The sequence below is a fragment of the Streptomyces sp. NPDC042100 genome (assembly GCF_055582325.1).
In genome coordinates this window covers 451374-468468 of record NZ_JBVJDK010000002.1, presented here as the reverse complement: position 1 = coordinate 468468, position 17095 = coordinate 451374, and the positions used below count along the sequence as shown (strand labels likewise).

General features: G+C 73.5%; 14 protein-coding genes. 7 read left to right on the top strand and 7 right to left on the bottom strand.

The features are described 5' to 3' along the window. Window positions 1-84: 84 nt before the first annotated feature. The 3 genes from ACZ6J5_RS06270 to ACZ6J5_RS06260 form a co-directional block, all read right to left on the bottom strand. Window positions 85-2319, bottom strand: a complete 2235-nt coding sequence (locus ACZ6J5_RS06270) for a heavy metal translocating P-type ATPase (protein ID WP_469388175.1) — start codon at window positions 2317-2319, stop codon at window positions 85-87. Between the two features lie 77 nt (window positions 2320-2396). Next, complete coding sequence (locus ACZ6J5_RS06265; protein ID WP_469388173.1) at window positions 2397-2618, bottom strand: heavy-metal-associated domain-containing protein; 222 nt, start codon at window positions 2616-2618, stop codon at window positions 2397-2399. A gap of 66 nt (window positions 2619-2684) precedes the next feature. Beyond that, window positions 2685-3626: a PrsW family intramembrane metalloprotease gene (locus ACZ6J5_RS06260; RefSeq protein ID WP_469388171.1), complete on the bottom strand. Its 942-nt coding sequence runs from the start codon at window positions 3624-3626 to the stop codon at window positions 2685-2687. Between the two features lie 64 nt (window positions 3627-3690). Between ACZ6J5_RS06260 and ACZ6J5_RS06255 the strand changes: the two genes are divergently transcribed. Further along, window positions 3691-4914 carry a cation:proton antiporter gene (locus tag ACZ6J5_RS06255; RefSeq protein WP_469388169.1) on the top strand — a complete coding sequence of 408 codons (1224 nt, stop codon included), beginning with the start codon at window positions 3691-3693 and terminating at the stop codon, window positions 4912-4914. Here ACZ6J5_RS06255 and ACZ6J5_RS06250 read toward each other — a convergent pair. Further along, window positions 4892-5545, bottom strand: a complete 654-nt coding sequence (locus ACZ6J5_RS06250) for a TetR/AcrR family transcriptional regulator (RefSeq protein WP_469388167.1) — start codon at window positions 5543-5545, stop codon at window positions 4892-4894. The genes ACZ6J5_RS06255 and ACZ6J5_RS06250 overlap by 23 nt on opposite strands. Before the next feature lie 163 nt (window positions 5546-5708). Between ACZ6J5_RS06250 and ACZ6J5_RS06245 the strand changes: the two genes are divergently transcribed. After that, window positions 5709-8027: an MMPL family transporter gene (locus ACZ6J5_RS06245; protein ID WP_469388163.1), complete on the top strand. Its 2319-nt coding sequence runs from the start codon at window positions 5709-5711 to the stop codon at window positions 8025-8027. Between the two features lie 128 nt (window positions 8028-8155). On the opposite strand, the gene ACZ6J5_RS06240 is transcribed toward ACZ6J5_RS06245, so the two are convergent. Together ACZ6J5_RS06240 and ACZ6J5_RS06235 are read right to left on the bottom strand one after the other, a co-directional pair. Next, the gene (locus ACZ6J5_RS06240; protein ID WP_362477803.1) at window positions 8156-8353 is read right to left on the bottom strand and encodes a helix-turn-helix transcriptional regulator; all 198 of its coding nucleotides are present in this window, start codon (window positions 8351-8353) and stop codon (window positions 8156-8158) included. Between the two features lie 212 nt (window positions 8354-8565). Further along, a complete protein-coding gene (locus tag ACZ6J5_RS06235; RefSeq protein ID WP_469388161.1) occupies window positions 8566-9507 on the bottom strand; it encodes a sugar phosphate isomerase/epimerase family protein in 942 nt (313 codons plus the stop codon). Between the two features lie 113 nt (window positions 9508-9620). Here ACZ6J5_RS06235 and iolC point away from each other — a divergent pair, with 113 nt between their 5' ends. The 5 genes from iolC to ACZ6J5_RS06210 all read left to right on the top strand — a co-directional run bounded on the left by iolC (window position 9621) and on the right by ACZ6J5_RS06210 (window position 15834). Beyond that, window positions 9621-10607 carry a 5-dehydro-2-deoxygluconokinase gene (iolC, locus tag ACZ6J5_RS06230; RefSeq protein WP_469388159.1) on the top strand — a complete coding sequence of 329 codons (987 nt, stop codon included), beginning with the start codon at window positions 9621-9623 and terminating at the stop codon, window positions 10605-10607. Between the two features lie 326 nt (window positions 10608-10933). Further along, complete coding sequence (iolB, locus tag ACZ6J5_RS06225; protein ID WP_469388661.1) at window positions 10934-11755, top strand: 5-deoxy-glucuronate isomerase; 822 nt, start codon at window positions 10934-10936, stop codon at window positions 11753-11755. After that, window positions 11752-13626 carry a 3D-(3,5/4)-trihydroxycyclohexane-1,2-dione acylhydrolase (decyclizing) gene (gene iolD, locus ACZ6J5_RS06220; RefSeq protein WP_469388157.1) on the top strand — a complete coding sequence of 625 codons (1875 nt, stop codon included), beginning with the start codon at window positions 11752-11754 and terminating at the stop codon, window positions 13624-13626. The genes iolB and iolD overlap by 4 nt, the downstream gene beginning before the upstream one ends. 22 nt (window positions 13627-13648) lie before the next feature. Next, on the top strand, window positions 13649-15151 hold the full coding sequence (mmsA, locus tag ACZ6J5_RS06215) for a CoA-acylating methylmalonate-semialdehyde dehydrogenase (RefSeq protein WP_469388155.1): 1503 nt from the start codon (window positions 13649-13651) through the stop codon (window positions 15149-15151). A gap of 53 nt (window positions 15152-15204) precedes the next feature. Next, the gene (locus tag ACZ6J5_RS06210; protein ID WP_469388153.1) at window positions 15205-15834 is read left to right on the top strand and encodes a DUF4291 domain-containing protein; all 630 of its coding nucleotides are present in this window, start codon (window positions 15205-15207) and stop codon (window positions 15832-15834) included. A 32-nt stretch (window positions 15835-15866) separates the two neighbouring features. Here the strand turns inward: ACZ6J5_RS06210 and ACZ6J5_RS06205 are convergent, their stop codons facing one another. Continuing rightward, window positions 15867-17045, bottom strand: a complete 1179-nt coding sequence (locus ACZ6J5_RS06205) for a S8 family peptidase (RefSeq protein WP_469388151.1) — start codon at window positions 17043-17045, stop codon at window positions 15867-15869. Window positions 17046-17095 lie beyond the last annotated feature (50 nt).

Genomic DNA, 17095 nt, shown 5'->3' with positions numbered 1-17095 from the left:
TCGCGAACAGCCCAGATGGTTACCCCCAAATATCTGTGATCTAGATCTCGTTGTGAAGGTCCTGTGCGTCACGTGTAGGTGAATTCACGTGAAGCGACGCAGCCGCAGGCTGTTGGTCACGACGAAAACGGAGGAAAACGCCATCGCGAGTCCGGCGATCATCGGGTTGAGCAGCCCGGCCGCCGCGAGCGGCAGCGCGGCCACGTTGTAGCCGAAGGCCCAGCCCAGGTTCCCCTTGATCGTCGCGAGCGTGCGCCGGGAGAGCCGGATGGCGTCCGCCGCGACCCGCAGGTCCCCGCGGACCAGGGTGAGGTCGCTCGCCTCGATCGCCGCGTCGGTGCCGGTGCCCATCGCGAGTCCCAGGTCGGCCGTGGCCAGCGCGGCGGCGTCGTTGACCCCGTCGCCGACCATCGCGACCGTGCCCCCCTCCGCCTGGAGGCGGCGCACCACGTCGACCTTGTCCTGGGGCAGCACCTCGGCGATCACCTCGTCGATGCCGACCTCGGCCGCCACCCGCTCGGCCGCCTCCCGGCCGTCGCCGGTGAGCAGCACGGGCCGCAGCCCGAGGGCGCGCAGCCGGGCGACCGCCTCGGCGCTGGTCTCCTTGACGGTGTCGGCGACCGTGAGGGTGCCGCGGGCGAGCCCGTCCCAGGCGACGTGCACGACGCCGGGCCCGGTCGCCCCGTCCGGTACGGCGATCTCCTCGGCGGCCAGCAGCGCGGTCCGTCCGACCAGCACGAGGTGCCCGTCGACGGAGCCGCGCACGCCGAGGCCCGGCACGTTCTCGAAGGTCTTCGGTACGGGGAGCTCGCCGAGCTCCTCGGCGGCTCCGGCGGCCACGGCGCGGGCGACCGGGTGCTCGGAGGAGTGCTCCAGGGCGCCGGCGAGCCGCAGCAGTTCGGAGCGGTCGACGCCCTCGAACGCGTACACCTCGGTCAGGCGCATCGCGCCGGTGGTGACGGTGCCGGTCTTGTCGAGGACGACGGTGTCGACCCGGCGGGTGGACTCCAGGACCTCGGGGCCCTTGATCAGGATGCCGAGCTGGGCGCCGCGCCCGGTGCCGACCATGAGGGCGGTGGGGGTCGCGAGGCCGAGGGCGCAGGGGCAGGCGATGATCAGGACGGCGACGGCGGCGGTGAACGCGGCGGTGGTGTCGCTGGTGGCGAGGAGCCAGCCGACCAGGGTGCCGAGCGAGATCAGGAGCACTACGGGGACGAAGACGGCGGAGACGCGGTCGGCGAGCCGCTGGACCTCGGCCTTGCCGTTCTGGGCGTCCTCGACGAGCTTGGCCATCCGGGCCAGCCGGGTGTCGGCGCCGACGCGGGTGGCCTCGACGACGAGGCGGCCCGAGACGTTGACGCAGCCGCCGGTGACGGGGTCGCCGGGGGTGACGTCGACGGGCAGGGCCTCGCCGGTGAGGAGGGAGGCGTCGACGGCGGAGGCGCCCTCGGCGACGGTGCCGTCGGTGGCGATCCGCTCGCCGGGGCGGACGACGAAGCGGTCGCCCGCGCGGAGGGCGGCGACGGGGAGGCGGACCTCGGTGCCGTCGCGCAGCACGCCGACGTCCTTGGCGCCGAGGCGCAGCAGGGCGTGCAGGGCGGCACCCGCCTTCCGCTTGGCGCGGGCCTCCAGGTAGCGGCCGAGGAGGATGAAGGTGACGACTCCGGCGGCGACCTCCAGGTAGATGGTGGAGGAGGCGTGGGCGCGGGTGACGGTGAGGTCGAAGCCGTGCCGCATCCCGGGGGTGCCGGCGTCGCCGAGGAAGAGGGCCCAGAGCGACCAGCCGAAGGCGGCGAGGGTGCCGACGGAGACGAGGGTGTCCATGGTGGCGGCGCCGTGCTTGAGGTTGGTCCAGGCGGCGCGGTGGAAGGGGAGTCCGCCCCAGACGACGACGGGGGCGGCGAGGGTGAGCGAGAGCCACTGCCAGTTGTCGAACTGGAGGGCCGGGACCATGGCGAGGAGCACGACCGGCAGGGACAGGACGGCGGAGACGGTCAGCCGCTGCCGCAGCGCGGCGAGCGCGGGGTCGCCGGCGCCCTCCGGGCCGGATCCCGGGCCGCCCTCCGCTTCCGCTTCGGCCCGCGGCTCGGGTGCGGGCGGCGGGGGTTCCTCGGCGGTGTAGCCGGTCCTGACGACGGTGGCGATGAGCTCGTCGACGGTGACCCCGGGGGGATGCTCGACACGTGCCTTCTCCGTGGCGTAGTTGACCGTGGCGGTCACGCCGTCCATCCGGTTGAGCTTCTTCTCGACGCGGGCCGCGCAGGAGGCGCAGGTCATCCCGCCGATCGTCAGCTCGGTGGTCGTGGAGGGGGAGGTCATAGGGGGTCCCGGGTGGCTTGCGGACGAAGAACAGGGCCGTACCGCAACGGTACGGCCCTGCCCGGGTGGCGCGGGGGTCAGGCGGCGGGGCCCACGAGCTCGTAGCCGGCCTCGTCGACGGCGGCGCGGACGGCCTCGGGGTCGAGCGGGGCGGCGGAGGTGACGGTGACCTCGCCGGTGGCGGCGACGGCCTTGACCGAGGAGACCCCGGCGATCTCGGAGATCTCGCCGGCGACCGCGCCCTCGCAGTGCCCGCAGGTCATGCCCTTGACCTGGTAGACGGTGGTGAGTTCGGCCATGACGTTCTCCTCGTTCCGGGGTGGTGCGCTCGGTGCGCCTATGCCGTACTAGCACATATTATACCCCTAGGGGGTATGAATCGGCGAGGTGCCCCGCCCGGCTCTCGCGAGCGATCTCAGCCAGACCAGTCCGACCGCCGTGACCAGCACCAGGCCGCCCACCGAGAAGAGGGTGAAGAGGTGCTCCTGCTGGGAGGTGGGGGACGGGAGGTAGCCCTGGGCGAAGAGCGAGCGGTCCAGGCTGGTCGTGGTCACCTGGAGCACCAGCCAGAGCGCGATGCCGTGCATGGAGTCCCACAGCGCGTGCAGCACGGCCACCCCGAGGTACGCGCCGATGACCGGCCCGGCGAAGCGGAAGCGCCCGTCCGGCCGCCGGTAGGCCAGCAGGACGCCGCCCGCGATCGCCGTCCACAGGCCGTGCCCGAAGGGGGCGAGGACCCCGCGCAGGATCTCGGTCTCCAGGAGCGAGCGCAGGTCGATGCCCTCCATCGTGACGGCGGCGTTGAAGGCGTACCCGGCGCTCTCGAAGGCGGCGAAGCCGAAGCCGACGGTGCCGCCGAGCACCAGGCCGGCCCGCACCCCGCGCAGCCACGGCCGGTGCCGCACCACGAACATCAGGGCCGCCAGCTTCACCGCCTCCTCGATGAGGCCGACGCCCACGAACATCCACAGCGAGGGGTGCAGCAGGTAGTACTCCATGACGGAGGCGCCGAGCACCCCCAGCACCCCGCCGGTGACGAAGCAGCCGAGGATCACCGGCACCCCGAGGTCCTGGCCGTGCCGCTCGTAGGCCCAGAGCACGAAGACCGAGGGCACCAGGAAGCTGCCGAGCAGGATCAGCGTCGGCAGCAGCGTGGTGTTCTCCGTCGCGTACGTGACGATCGCGGTGAGCGCCCACAGCGCGAGCCCGCCCCACAGGCAGCGCCGCCAGAGCCCCGGGCGGGGCGTCTCGACGGGCGGGCGCGGGGGCGGGGGCGGCGCCTGGGTGCGGGGTTGCTGGTCGTACACAGCGAGACCTCCAAGTCCCTCCGCCGACAGGACATCTGACCGGAGCTTATGGTAGATACCCGATATGTCGCATTCGGGGACCACGCTGATCCTGATCATGGCGATCGCCGTCCTGGCGCCGCTGCTGGCGTACGGCGCGGGCCGCTGGCTCCCCGTACCGCTCGTCATCTTCGAGATCCTGCTGGGCATCGTCGTCGGCCCCGACGTACTGGGCTGGGCCAAGCCCGACGCGCTGATCGACGGCCTCTCGGAGCTCGGGCTCACGATGCTGATCTTCCTGGCGGGGTACGAGATCGAGTTCGGCAAGGTCCGCGGCGACACCCTCAGGCGCTCGGGCTGGGCCTGGGGGGCCGCCCTCGTGCTCGGGCTCGCCGCCGGGGTGCTGCTCGGCGGCGGCTACGACAAGGGCGTCTTCATCGGCGTGGCCCTGACCAGCACCGCGCTGGGCACGGTGCTGCCGGTGCTGCGCGACGCGGGCGACCTGCACGGCCGCTTCGGTTCGGTGGTCATGGCCTTCGGCGCGGTCGGCGAGTTCGGCCCGATCATCGCCATGGCGCTGCTGCTGAGCGGCCGGAACCCCGCCGAGTCCACCGCCCTGCTCGCCGCCTTCGCGGCGCTCACCGCGGGCGCCGTCTACTGGGCGCTGAAGCCGCGCAAGTCGTGGTTCGCCCGGATCATCGCCAAGACCCTGCACAGCAGCGGGCAGTTCGCGGTCCGCTTCGTCTTCCTGCTGCTGGCGCTGATGCTGGGCGCCTCCGCGGCGCTCGGGCTCGACGTGCTGCTCGGCGCGTTCGTGGCCGGCCTGATCACCCGTCTGGTCCTGGCCGGGGCCGCGCCCGAGTCGGGGCCGCAGATCCTGGAGAAGGTCGAGGCGGTCGGCTTCGGCTTCCTCGTCCCCGTCTTCTTCGTCGTCACCGGCATCGAGTTCGACCTGGACTCGCTGCTCGCGGGCGGCCGTACGCTGCTGCTCCTGCCGCTCTTCCTGGTGCTGTTCCTGGTGGTGCGGGGCGCCCCGGTCTGGTTCCTCGCGCCGCGCGACCTCGGCCGGCGCGACCGGGGCTCGCTGGTCCTCTACAGCTCGACGGCGCTGCCGCTGGTCGTCGCCATCACCACCATCGGCGTCGACGACGGGACGCTGACGGCCGGCGAGGCGGCGGCCCTGGTGGGCGCCGGGATGGTCTCGGTCCTCGCCTTCCCGCTGCTGGCGCTGCGGCTGCGGGCGAAGGCGCGGGCGGGGGACGGTCCGGCGCTGCCGGCCGAGCCGGTCACGGGCTCGGAATCGTGGTGAGCGCCTCCCCGACGACCGGGTCGAGATAGCGCAGCACGACGCGCTTCAGCTCGACGACCACGGCCTCCCGCTCGGGGCCCTCGGGGGCGGCCAGTACGAGCGCGAGGCCGGCCTTGACGACGGCGAAGGTCATGTCGGCTATCCGGGCGCGCTCGGCGGGCGCGCTGTCCGGGAGGTAGTGGCCGAGCAGCTCGGCGACCCGGGCGAGCAGCGAGGCGTGCAGGGCGTCGTGCTCCTCGGCGATCCGGCCGGGCACGTCCGAGCCGTGCATGAGGGCGAGGAAGGCCGGGTTCTGGCAGTTGAACTCGATCATCGGGTCGAGCACCGCGTCGAGCATCTCCGGCAGCGGCAGGGCCAGGTTCGCGGGGGTGAACGCCTGGCCGTGGGCCTCGCGCATCTCGGCGAGCAGGCGCCCGCCGAGCTCGATGGCGATCGCCTCCTTGTTGGGGAAGTACTGGTAGAGCGTGCCGGGGGAGACGCTGGCCTCGCGGGCGATGGCGTTGGTGCTGCTCGCCGCGTAGCCGTTGGCGCAGAAGACGTCGGCGGCGGCCTTCAGCAGCTGTGCGATGCGGCGCTCGCCGCGGGCCTGGCGGCGGCGCGGCTTCGGCTCTTCGGGCCCTTCTCCGGACATGGCTGTCCCCAGCTTCCTCAACGCGTTTGACAAACACGAGACATCGCTCGCATTCTTAGGAAACGCGAGCGATCACTCGTGTTTGCCAGTCTATGGCAATAGGCGACCCATGCGACCTGCCGGGAAGCGAGCGCCTGGGTCACGGTGAAGGGGACACCGCGTCATGGCCGAAGTCAAGAAAGCGCCTTCCGGCGGGGGATGGACCCGGTGGGTGACGGCCCGGCCGAGGCTCTCGCTCCTGGTCGCGCTCGTGATCACCGCGCTCGCCGTCCTCGCGGGCAGCGGCGTCGGCGACCGGATGGGCAGCGGCGGCTGGGAGGACCCGGACGCCGAGTCCACGTACGCGCTGAAGGTCCTGGAGCGCGAGTTCCCCGCCTCCCAGCCCAATGTGCTGCTCCTCGTCGACGCGGGCGCCGCCGGAGTGGACGCCCCCGCCGTCGCCGCCGAGGCCCGCCGGCTCGCCGAGCGGCTCGACGCGGAGCCCGGCGTCGGCGGCGTCGGCTCCTACTGGAGCACCGGCTCCCCTGCGCTGCGCTCCGAGGACGGGCGCCGGGCGGTCATCGCCGCCCGGATCGAGGGCGAGGAGAAGGCCGCGGGCGAGGTCCTGGAGCGCGTCGCCCCCGCGTTCCGGGGCACCCACGGACCCGTCGAGGTCTCCGTGGGCGGCCCGCTCGCGGTGCGCCACGAGATGCAGACGATCATCCAGGAGGACCTGCTGCGGGCCGAGCTGATCGCCCTCCCGGTCACCCTCGTCCTGCTCGTCATGGTCTTCGGCAGCGCCGTCGCCGCCCTGCTTCCGCTCGGCATCGGCATCGTCGCCATCCTCGGAACCAACGCGGTGCTGCGCGGCATCACCGAGCTCACCGACGTCTCCGTCTTCGCGCAGAACCTCACCACCGCCCTCGGACTCGGCCTCGCCATCGACTACGCCCTCTTCGTGGTCCGCCGCTTCCGCGAGGAGCTCGACGGCGGCGCCGACCCCCGCACCGCCGTCGCCATCACCCTGCGCACCGCCGGGCGGACCGTGCTCTTCTCCGCCCTCACCGTCGCCGTCTCGCTCGCCGCGATGATGGTCTTCCCGCAGTACTTCCTGCGCTCCTTCGCCTACGCCGGGATCGCCGTCGTCCTGCTCGCCGCCGCCGCGGCCCTCGTCCTGCTCCCGGCCGCGCTGCTGCTGCTCGGCGACCGGGTCAACGCCCTGGACCTGCGCCGCCTCTTCCGCCGCCGCGCCCGGGCCGGGGCGCAGGCCGGGACGCAGGCCGGGACCGGGACCGGCAGTGGCACCGGGACCGGCGCGGGCCAGGACGCCGACGCCGACGCCGGGGCCGGCTGGGCGCGCACCGCCGCGCTGGTGATGCGCCGGGCGCCGCTCTTCGCCGTCGCCACGGCCACCGGGCTCGTGCTCCTCGGACTGCCCTTCCTCGGCGTGCGCTTCGGCACCGCCGACGACCGGCAGCTCCCGGCGAGCGCCGAGTCCCGCGTGGTCCAGGACCGGCTGCGGGAGGACTTCCCCGGCAGCCCCGGCGGCGCGATCACCGTCCTCGCCGAGGGCGCGGCCACCCCCGCGCAGTACGCGGGCTACCGCGACCGGATCCGGACGGTCGACGGGGTCGCGCGGGTCGACGGACCGGTGACCGCCCCGTCCGCCGCGCCGGGCCACGCCTACTTCACCGTCGTCCCCGAGGGCGAGGCCGTCGGCCCGGACGCCCAGCGGGTGGTGAGCGAAGTGCGGGCCGAGCCCGCCCCGTTCACCACCTCCGTCACCGGAGCGGCCGCCGTCCTCGTCGACTCCAAGCACGCCATAGGCGAGCGGCTGCCCTGGGCCGCGGCGATCATCGTCGTGGTCACCCTCGTCCTGGTCTTCCTGCTCACCGGCAGCCTGATCGTCCCGCTCCAGGCCGTCCTGCTCAACGCGCTGAGCCTCACCGCCATGTTCGGCGCGGTCGTCTGGGTCTTCCAGGACGGGCACCTCTCCGGGCTCCTCGGCTTCACCTCCACCGGCGACATCGAGACGAGCCTGCCCGTCCTGATGTTCTGCGTCGCCTTCGGACTCTCCATGGACTACGGGGTGTTCCTGCTCTCCCGGATCAAGGAGGAGTACGACACGACCGGCGACCACGAGCACGCGGTCCGGTTCGGCCTGCGGCGCACCGGCGGGCTGATCACCGCCGCCGCCGTGATCCTCGCGGTGGTCATGGTCGCCATCGGCTCCTCGCGGGTCACCAACACCAAGATGCTGGGGCTCGGGGTCGCCCTGGCCGTCCTCATGGACGCCATGGTGGTGCGCAGCCTGCTCGTGCCGTCCGTGATGAAGCTGACCGGCCGCCTCACCTGGTGGGCGCCCGGACCGCTGCGCCGCTTCCACGCCCGCTTCGGGATCAGCGAGGGCGGCACCCCCGGAGGCCATGACACCCCCGGCGGCCCCGGGCGGACCGAGCCCGAACCGGAGGACGCCGCCCGGGAGAAGGAGCGGGTGGGCTGAGACGCGAGGGACACGCGAAGGGCCCGCGGAGGGCTCACGAAGCGCACGTGAGGGACACGCGAAGGGCCCCGCACCACGGTTCGGGAGGTGCGGGACCCTGGGGCCTGTCCGGGGTGTGGGGAGGGCGCTCAGTCCCGGCGGCTCCGGTTTCCGGGACGGTTCGCGACCCAGGCGCGGATGGTGTCCGCGTACCAGTAGGGCTTCCCCGACTCGACGTGGTCCGGGGGCGGCAGCAGTCCGTGCTTCCGGTAGGAGCGGACCGTGTCCGGCTGCACCTTGATGTGGGCGGCGATGTCCTTGTACGACCAGAGCCGTCTGTCCGTCATGCCTGGCACCTCCCTGAGGGCCCGGCAGCGGCGGCGGGGGGCCGTCGGGGGAGCTGCCGGGGGTTGCACTCGCGATCACTGAGCCTGTGCCCGGTGAACGAGCCCTTCTGACGGGAGGGGAGCGCCTGTCGAACGCCTGTGACCGAAAACCCGCGTAACGGAGACATGTGTGACGAAGGGGCGATGCTCGTGACGTAAGTGACGCACACGCATCAGACGCCGCAGGAACGGAGGAAGCGCCGGGTGCGCAGCGCGATCGGGTAGGGGCGGTCGGGTTCGCAGGGGTACATGTCCTGCTCCACGATCGCGAACAGGTCCACGTCCAGCGCCCGGGCCGCCGCCAGGACCGGCTCCAGCGCCGGCACCCCGGCCGGCGGCTCGCACATCACGCCCCGCGCCACCGCCGGGCCGAACGGCAGCTCCTCGGCCACCACCCGGGCCAGCACCGCCGGGTCCACCTGCTTGAGGTGGAGGTAGCCGATCCGCTCGCCGTAGGTCTCGATCAGCTTGACGCTGTCGCCGCCGCAGTAGGTGTAGTGCCCGGTGTCCAGGCAGAGCGAGACCAGCTCCGGGTCGGTCGCGTCCAGGAAGCGGGTGACGTTCTCCTCGGTGTCGACATGGGTGTCCGCGTGCGGATGGACGACCACCCGCAGCCCGTAGCGCTCCCGGACCTCGTGCCCCAGCCGCTCGGTCAGCCCGGTCAGGTGCCGCCACTGCTCCGGGGTGAGCGTCCGGTCCTCCAGCACCTCGCCCGTCTTGTCGTCGCGCCAGAAGGACGGGATGACCACCAGGTGCCGGGCGCCCATCGCCTGCGCCAGGGCCGCGTTCTCGGCGACATGGGCCCAGGTCCGCTCCCAGACCCCTGGACCGTGGTGCAGCCCGGTGAAGACGGTCGCCGCCGACACCTTCAGCCCCCGGCTCGCGGTCTCCTCGGCCAGCAGCGCCGGATCGGTCGGCAGATAGCCGTACGGGCCGAGCTCGATCCACTCGTAACCGGCCCCCGACACCTCGTCGAGGAAGCGCTGCCACGGCACCTGCAGGGGATCGTCCGGGAACCAGACGCCCCATGAGTCGGGCGCGGAACCGACCCTGATCCGGGACGGCGGGGAGGACGGCGACGACGGCGGACTCGACGGCTGCGACGGCTTCGTCATGACCGCCACCATGACACACGTCCGAATGTAAGGACATGCCGTTGACAGCCTTCCGGAGCGCCGACTAGACCTGAGGGACGGGGCGAGGGCACCGAGGCGAGAGGTGACGGGGAATGACGTCGGAGCCGTACGACCTGATCACCATGGGCCGGATCGGTGTGGACCTCTATCCGCTGCAGAGCGGGGTGCCGCTGGACCGGGTCGAGACCTTCGGGAAGTTCCTCGGCGGCTCCCCGGCCAACGTGGCCGTCGCCGCCGCGCGCCTGGGCAGCCGGACCGCGCTCGTCAGCCGGACCGGCGCCGACCCCTTCGGCCGCTACCTCCACCGCGAGCTGGCCGCCTTCGGCGTGGACGACCGCTGGGTCACCGAGGTGGCCGCCCACCCGACCCCGGTCACCTTCTGCGAGATCTTCCCGCCCGACCACTTCCCGATCCACTTCTACCGCCGCCCCAAGGCCCCCGACCTGGAGATCCATCCGCACGAGCTGGACCTGCCCGCGCTGCGCGCCGCCCGGGCGCTCTGGGTGACCGGGACGGGCCTGAGCGCCGAGCCCAGCCGGTCGGCCACCCTCGCCGCGCTCCGCGAGCGCTCCGCCCGCCCCGGCGACGGGCCCACCGTCCTCGACCTGGACTGGCGGCCCGCCCTCTGGGACGACCCCGGCGAGGCGCCGCCGCTCTACAAGGAGGCGCTGCGGCACGCCACCGTCGCCGTCGGCAACCTCGACGAGTGCGAGGTGGCCACCGGAGAGCGCGCCCCGCTCGCCGCCGCCCGCGCGCTGCTCGCCGCCGGGGTCCGGCTCGCCGTCGTCAAACAGGGGCCCGCGGGCGTACTGGCGCTGGCCGCCGACGGCACCCTCGCCGAGGTGCCGCCGCTGCCCGTGGAGGTGGTCAACGGCCTCGGCGCGGGCGACGCGTTCGGCGGGGCGCTCGCCCACGGGCTGCTCTCCGGGCGGGAGCTGACCGAGGTCCTGCGGCGGGCGAACGCGGCGGGCGCGATCGTCGCCGGCCGGCTCGCCTGCTCGCCCGCGATGCCGTACGAGGACGAGATCGCCCGCGCCCTCGCCACCGGCACCGGCACGCTCCCGGAGCGCTCCCGGTGACCGCGTCCGCGCCCGCGCCCGGCGACCCCGGCCGGCGGCCGAGCCCGGTGACCGCGCCCCGCGGCCATGACCGTGACGAGCCCGCCCCCGGCGGCGCGTCGCCGGACTCCAGGGCCGGCGCCTCGGGTAGGGAGACGGCCATGGACCCCACCCCCGCACCGCTCACCCCAGCCGACCCAGCCAGCCCAGCCGCCTCAGCCGGCCCAGCCGGCTCGTCCATTCCTTCCGCTTCTTCCGCTCCTTCCGCCTCACCCGCTCCACCCGCCCCATCCACCTCCCCTGGCCCCCCTGGCCCCCCTGGCCCTCCCACCCCGGGGTCCCTCCACCTGCCCGCCGGGACCGCCGCCCGGGGCCCCTACGCCGTCGACATCGACCCCGAGCGGGCCGGCTGGACGTACGGCGCGCTGCGGATCCTGGACGTTCCGCCCGGCGGGACCCACCGGTTCGAGACAGGTGGCAGTGAATGGGTGGTGCTTCCGCTCGCCGGTGGCGGTACGGTGCGCGTCGACGGGGAAATCCTCGAACTCGTAGGCCGCGCCAGTGTGTTCGACGGGGTCTCGGACTTCGCCTATGTGCCCAGGGACGCCCACGTCCAGATCGCCTCCGGCGCGGGAGGCCGCTTCGCTTTGGCAGGAGCGAAGTGCGAGCGACGACTCCCCGCTCGCTACGGCCCCGCGCCGGAGGTTCCCATCGAGACCCGCGGCAGCGGCAACCGCGCCCGCGAGGTGCGCAACTTCGCCGCCGCCGGGGTCTTCGACTGCGACCGGCTGATCGCCGTCGAGGTCCTCACCCCCGGCGGCAACTGGTCCTCCTACCCGCCCCACAAGCACGACGAGCACCGCCCCGGCGAGGAGTCCGTGCTGGAGGAGATCTACTACTACGAGGTGGCCGAAGCCCCTGGCCGGCCCCCGGGCGCGCCCGCCCGCGCCTATGGCTACCAGCGGATCAGCCCCTCCCGGCCCGGCGGCGCCGAGCTCCTCGCCGAGGTCCGCTCCGGCGACGCCGTCCTCGTGCCCGACGGCTGGCACGGCCCGTCCGTCGCCCAGCCCGGCCACCCGCTCTACTACCTCAACGTCATGGCGGGCCCCGGCCCCGAACGGGAATGGAAGATCTGCTTCCACCCCGACCACACGGAGGGATACGCATGAGCGTCCGGCTCACCGTCGCCCAGGCCCTGGTGCGCTTCCTCGCCGCCCAGCACACCGAGCGCGACGGCGTGCGGCAGCGGCTCGTCACCGCCACCTGGGGCATCTTCGGGCACGGCAACGTCGCCGGGATCGGCCAGGCGCTCGTGGAGTACCCCGGGCTCATGCCGTACCACCAGGGGCGCAACGAACAGGCCATGGTGCACGCCGCCGTCGGCTACGCCCGGCAGTCCCGCAGGCTCCGGGTGCACGCCGTCACCACCTCCATCGGCCCCGGCGCCACCAACCTCGTCACCGGCGCCGCCCTCGCCACCGTCAACCGGCTGCCCGTGCTGCTCCTCCCCGGAGACACGTTCGCCACCCGCCCCGCCGACCCCGTCCTCCAGCAGCTCGAAGTGCCCTGGGCGGGCGAGCTGTCCGTCAACGACTGCCTGCGGCCGGTGTCCCGGTACTTCGACCGGATCACCCGCCCCGAGGCGCTGATCCCGGCCGCCCTCGCCGCCGTACGGGTCCTCACCGACCCCGCGGAGACCGGCGCCGTCACCCTCGCCCTGCCCCAGGACGTGCAGGCCGAGGCGTACGACTGGCCCGAGGAGTTCCTCGCCGAACGCACCTGGACCGTCCGCCGCCCCCGCCCCGACCGGGCCGAACTCGACGCCGCCGTCCGGGCCGTCGCCGACGCCGAGCGGCCGCTGGTCGTGGCCGGCGGCGGGGTGAAGTACAGCGCCGCCGAGGACGCCCTGCGCACCTTCGCCGAGCGGGCCGGCATCCCCGTCGCCACCACCCAGGCCGGCAAGGGCGTCCTCCCGTACGACCACCCCTGCGACGTCGGCGGCATCGGCCACACCGGCACCGCCACCGCCGCCGAGCTCGCCCGCACCGCCGACCTGGTGATCGGCGTCGGCACCCGGCACACCGACTTCACCACCGCCTCCGGCACCCTCTTCCACCCCGCCGCCCGCTTCCTCAACCTCAACGTCACCGGCTTCGACGCCCACAAGCAGGCCGCCCTGCCGCTGGTCGCCGACGCCCGCGAGGGCCTCACCGCACTCACCGAGGCGCTCACCCGGGCACATGCCGGCCGGCCGCCCGGCGACCCCGCCCGCTGGGCCGCCGCCCAGCGCGACTGGCGGACCCGCACCGACGCCGCGTACACCCCGGAGAGCGAGGACGCCCGCCCCACCCAGGCGCAGGTCCTCGGCGCACTCGACACTCTGGTCACCGGGGACGACATCCTGATCAACGCCGCGGGCTCGCTCCCCGGCGACCTCCACAAGCTGTGGCGGGCCCGCTCCACCGACCAGTACCACGTCGAATACGGCTACTCCTGCATGGGCTACGAGATCCCCGCCGCCCTCGGCGTCGCCCTCGCCGCACCCGGCCGGCCCGTCTGGGCGCTCGTCGGCGACGGTACGTATCTGATGAATCCCACCGAGATCGTCACCGCCGTCCAGGAGGGCCTGCCGATCAAGCTGGTCATCCTCCAGAACCACGGCTACGCCTCGATCGGCGGCCTGTCCGAGGCCGTCGGCGCCGAGCGATTCGGCACCGACTACCGGCTGCGGGACCCCGACGGCGGGTTCACCGGACCGCCGCTCCCCGTCGACCTGGCGGCCAACGCGGCCTCCCTAGGGATGCGGGTGCTGCGCGCCCACACCCTGCGTGACCTGCGAGAAGCCCTCGCGGACGCCCGGCAGGCGACGGTTCCCACATGTGTCTACGTCGAGACCGAAACGGCAGACAGTGTGTCGGGCCCGCCCCCCGCCCAGGCGTGGTGGGATGTGCCCGTGGCCGAGACGTCGACCCGCCCGTCGGCGGCCAAGGCCCGCGAGGAGTACGACCGGCACGTCACCGCCCGACGCCGCCACCTGTAACAGCCAGAAGGAGCATTCCGTCATGACGAAGACCGTCAACCACTGGATCGGTGGCAAGAGCGTCGAGGGCACGTCGGGCAACTGGGGCCCGGTCACCGACCCGGCCACCGGCGCCGTGACCACGCGCGTCGCGCTCGCCTCCGTGGAGGAGGTCGACGCCGCCGTCGCCGCCGCCAAGGACGCCTTCGCGACCTGGGGCACCTCCTCGCTCGCGCAGCGCACCACGATCCTCTTCCGCTTCCGCGCCCTGCTGGACGCCAACCGCGACGCGATCGCCGAGGCGATCGTCGCCGAGCACGGCAAGGTGCACTCCGACGCCCTCGGCGAGGTCGCCCGGGGCCTGGAGATCGTCGACCTGGCCTGCGGCATCACCACCCAGCTCAAGGGCGAGCTGTCCACCCAGGTGTCCAACCGCGTGGACGTCTCCTCGATCCGCCAGGCCGTCGGCGTGGTGGCCGGCATCACCCCGTTCAACTTCCCGGCCATGGTGCCGATGTGGATGTTCCCGCTCGCCATCGCCTGCGGCAACACCTTCGTGCTCAAGCCGAGCGAGAAGGACCCCTCGGCCTCCATGAAGATCGCCGAGCTGCTGGCCGAGGCCGGTCTGCCGGACGGCGTCTTCAACGTGCTGCACGGTGACAAGGTCGCCGTGGACCGCCTCCTGGAGCACCCGGACGTCGCCGCGATCTCCTTCGTCGGCTCGACCCCGATCGCCCGCCACATCCACACCACCGCCGCCGCCAACGGCAAGCGCGTGCAGGCGCTCGGCGGCGCCAAGAACCACATGCTGGTGCTGCCCGACGCCGACCTCGACGCCGCCGCCGACGCGGCCGTCTCCGCCGCCTACGGCTCGGCCGGCGAGCGCTGCATGGCGATCTCCGCCGTCGTCGCCGTCGGCGCGATCGGCGACGAGCTCGTCGAGAAGATCCGCGAGCGCGCCGAGAAGATCAAGATCGGCCCCGGCAACGACCCGGCCTCCGAGATGGGCCCGCTCATCACGGCCGTCCACCGCGACAAGGTCGCCTCCTACGTGCACGGCGCGGCGGCCGAGGGCTGCCAGGTCGTCCTGGACGGCACCGGCTACACCGTCGAGGGCTTCGAGGACGGCCACTGGATCGGCCTGTCCCTCCTGGACCACGTGCCCACCACCGCCAAGGCCTACCAGGACGAGATCTTCGGCCCGGTCCTGTGCGTGCTGCGCGCCGACACCTACGAGGAGGGCCTGGCCCTCATCAACGCCTCGCCGTTCGGCAACGGCACCGCGATCTTCACCCGCGACGGCGGCGCCGCCCGCCGCTTCCAGCTGGAGGTCGAGGCCGGCATGGTCGGCGTCAACGTGCCGATCCCGGTGCCGGTGGGCTACCACTCCTTCGGTGGCTGGAAGGACTCGCTCTTCGGCGACCACCACATCTACGGCAACGACGGCATCCACTTCTACACCCGCGGCAAGGTCGTCACGACCCGCTGGCCGGACCCGTCCGAGGGCCCCTCGGGCGTCGACCTGGGCTTCCCGCGTAACCACTGACCCGGGGTAAAACGAGTGGCCCCCGGGGTGCGTCCCGACGCACTCTGGGGGCCATGTCCGTTCCCCCGCACGGCGCGCACGGAGTACTCCCCGAGCCGCCGGAACACCAGATCCGCGCGCTCCACACCGACACCACGGTGACCGTCTACCAGGCGTACCGCCCGGAGCTCGGCCTGCCCGCCGCCCGTGACGGGCGGTTCCCCGCCGCCTGGAAGCGCGAGCGGATGACCTGGATCAAGCCCTCGTTCCTGTGGATGATGTACCGCTGCGGCTGGGGCCTGAAGGAAGGTCAGGAGACCGTCCTCGCGGTCGAGATCACCCGCGAGGGCTTCGAGTGGGCGCTGCGCCACGCCTGCCTCTCGCACTACGTGCGCGGACTCCACCCCGACCGGGCCTCCTGGCAGCGGGAGTTGAGGCGCGCCCCGGCCCGGGTCCAGTGGGACCCGGATCGGGACCTGCGGCTCGGCCCGCTCCCGTACCGCTCCCTCCAACTGGGCCTCGCCGGGGAGGCGTCGCGCCGGTACGCGGACGAGTGGACGGTCGGCATCCGCGACGTCACCCCGCTCGCCCGCGAGATCCACGCCCTGGTGCGCGGCGGGGACCCGGCGGCGGCGGAGCGGCTGCTGCCCGAGGAGCGGCCGTACCCCTCGGGGGACGGGCTCCTCGGGCAGCTCACCCGCTAGTCACCACCGGTCGGTGTCACCGCCGGTCGGTGTCACCAGCGCGAGTACAGGAGCTTGTTCGGGGAGCCCGCCTTCGGGTCCTGGACCTTGCCGTTGGTCGCGTTGGCCACCAGCGCGGCGGAGACCTGCGCCGGGGTGGCCGCGGGGTTGGCGGCGAGGTAGAGGGCGGCGACGCCCGCGGTGTGCGGGGAGGCCATCGAGGTGCCGGAGATCGTGTTGGTGGCCGTGTCGCTGTCCTTCCAGGCGGAGGTCACCGAGACGCCCGGGGCGAACAGGTCCGCGCAGGTCCCGTAGTTGGAGAAGGAGGCCCGCTTGTCGGCGGAGTCCGTCGCGCCGACCGTGATCGCCTCGGGGACCCGCGCCGGGGAGTAGTTGCAGGCGTTCGCGGGCATCCCGAGGAAGTTGCCGTTGCCGGCGGCGACGGCGTACGTGACGCCCGAGGCGATCGAGCGCTTCACGGCGTTGTCGAGCGAGGTGTTCGCGCTCCCGCCGAGGCTCATGTTGGCGACGGCCGGCTTCACCGCGTTCGCCGTCACCCAGTCGACACCGGCGATCACCCCGGCGTTGGTGCCGGAGCCGTTGCAGTCCAGCACCCGCACGGCCACCAGCTTGGCCGCCTTGGCCACGCCGTAGGTGGCGCCGCCGACCGTGCCCGCCACGTGCGTGCCGTGGCCCTGACAGTCCTGGCCGTTCTGGCCGCCGCCGACGGTGTCGGTGCCGACCGAGGCCCGGCCGCCGAACTCGGCGTGCGAGGTGCGGATGCCGGTGTCGATGATGTACGCGGTGACGTTCGAGGCCGTGGTGTCGTACGTGTACGTCGTCGACAGCGGCAGGTCCCGCTGGTCGATCCGGTCGAGCCCCCAGGTCGCGCCGGGCTGGGTGCCGGCGATCCGGACGGTCGCGTCCTGCTCGACGTACGCGACCCGGGGGTCGGCCGCGAGGGCGGCGGCCTTCGCCCGGGACATCGAGGCGGCGAAGCCCTTGAGCGCGGAGCGGTACTCGTAGCGGGGCGAGACGCCCAGGTCGGCGGCGCGGGTCGAGCCGTCCTTGAGGACGACGATCCAGCCGTTCTCGACGGCGGTGGCGGCGGGCGCGAGCCGCAGGTCGCCAGCGGGCGCGCCCTGCGCGGCGGGGGAGCCGGCGAACTGGAGGCCGGCGGCGAGGGCGATGACGGGGACGAGGGCGCCGATGCGGCGGGATATCCGCTTCATGGGGGTGGGCACCTGAACCTTTCGTTGTCCGGACGGGGCACGGGCAAGTA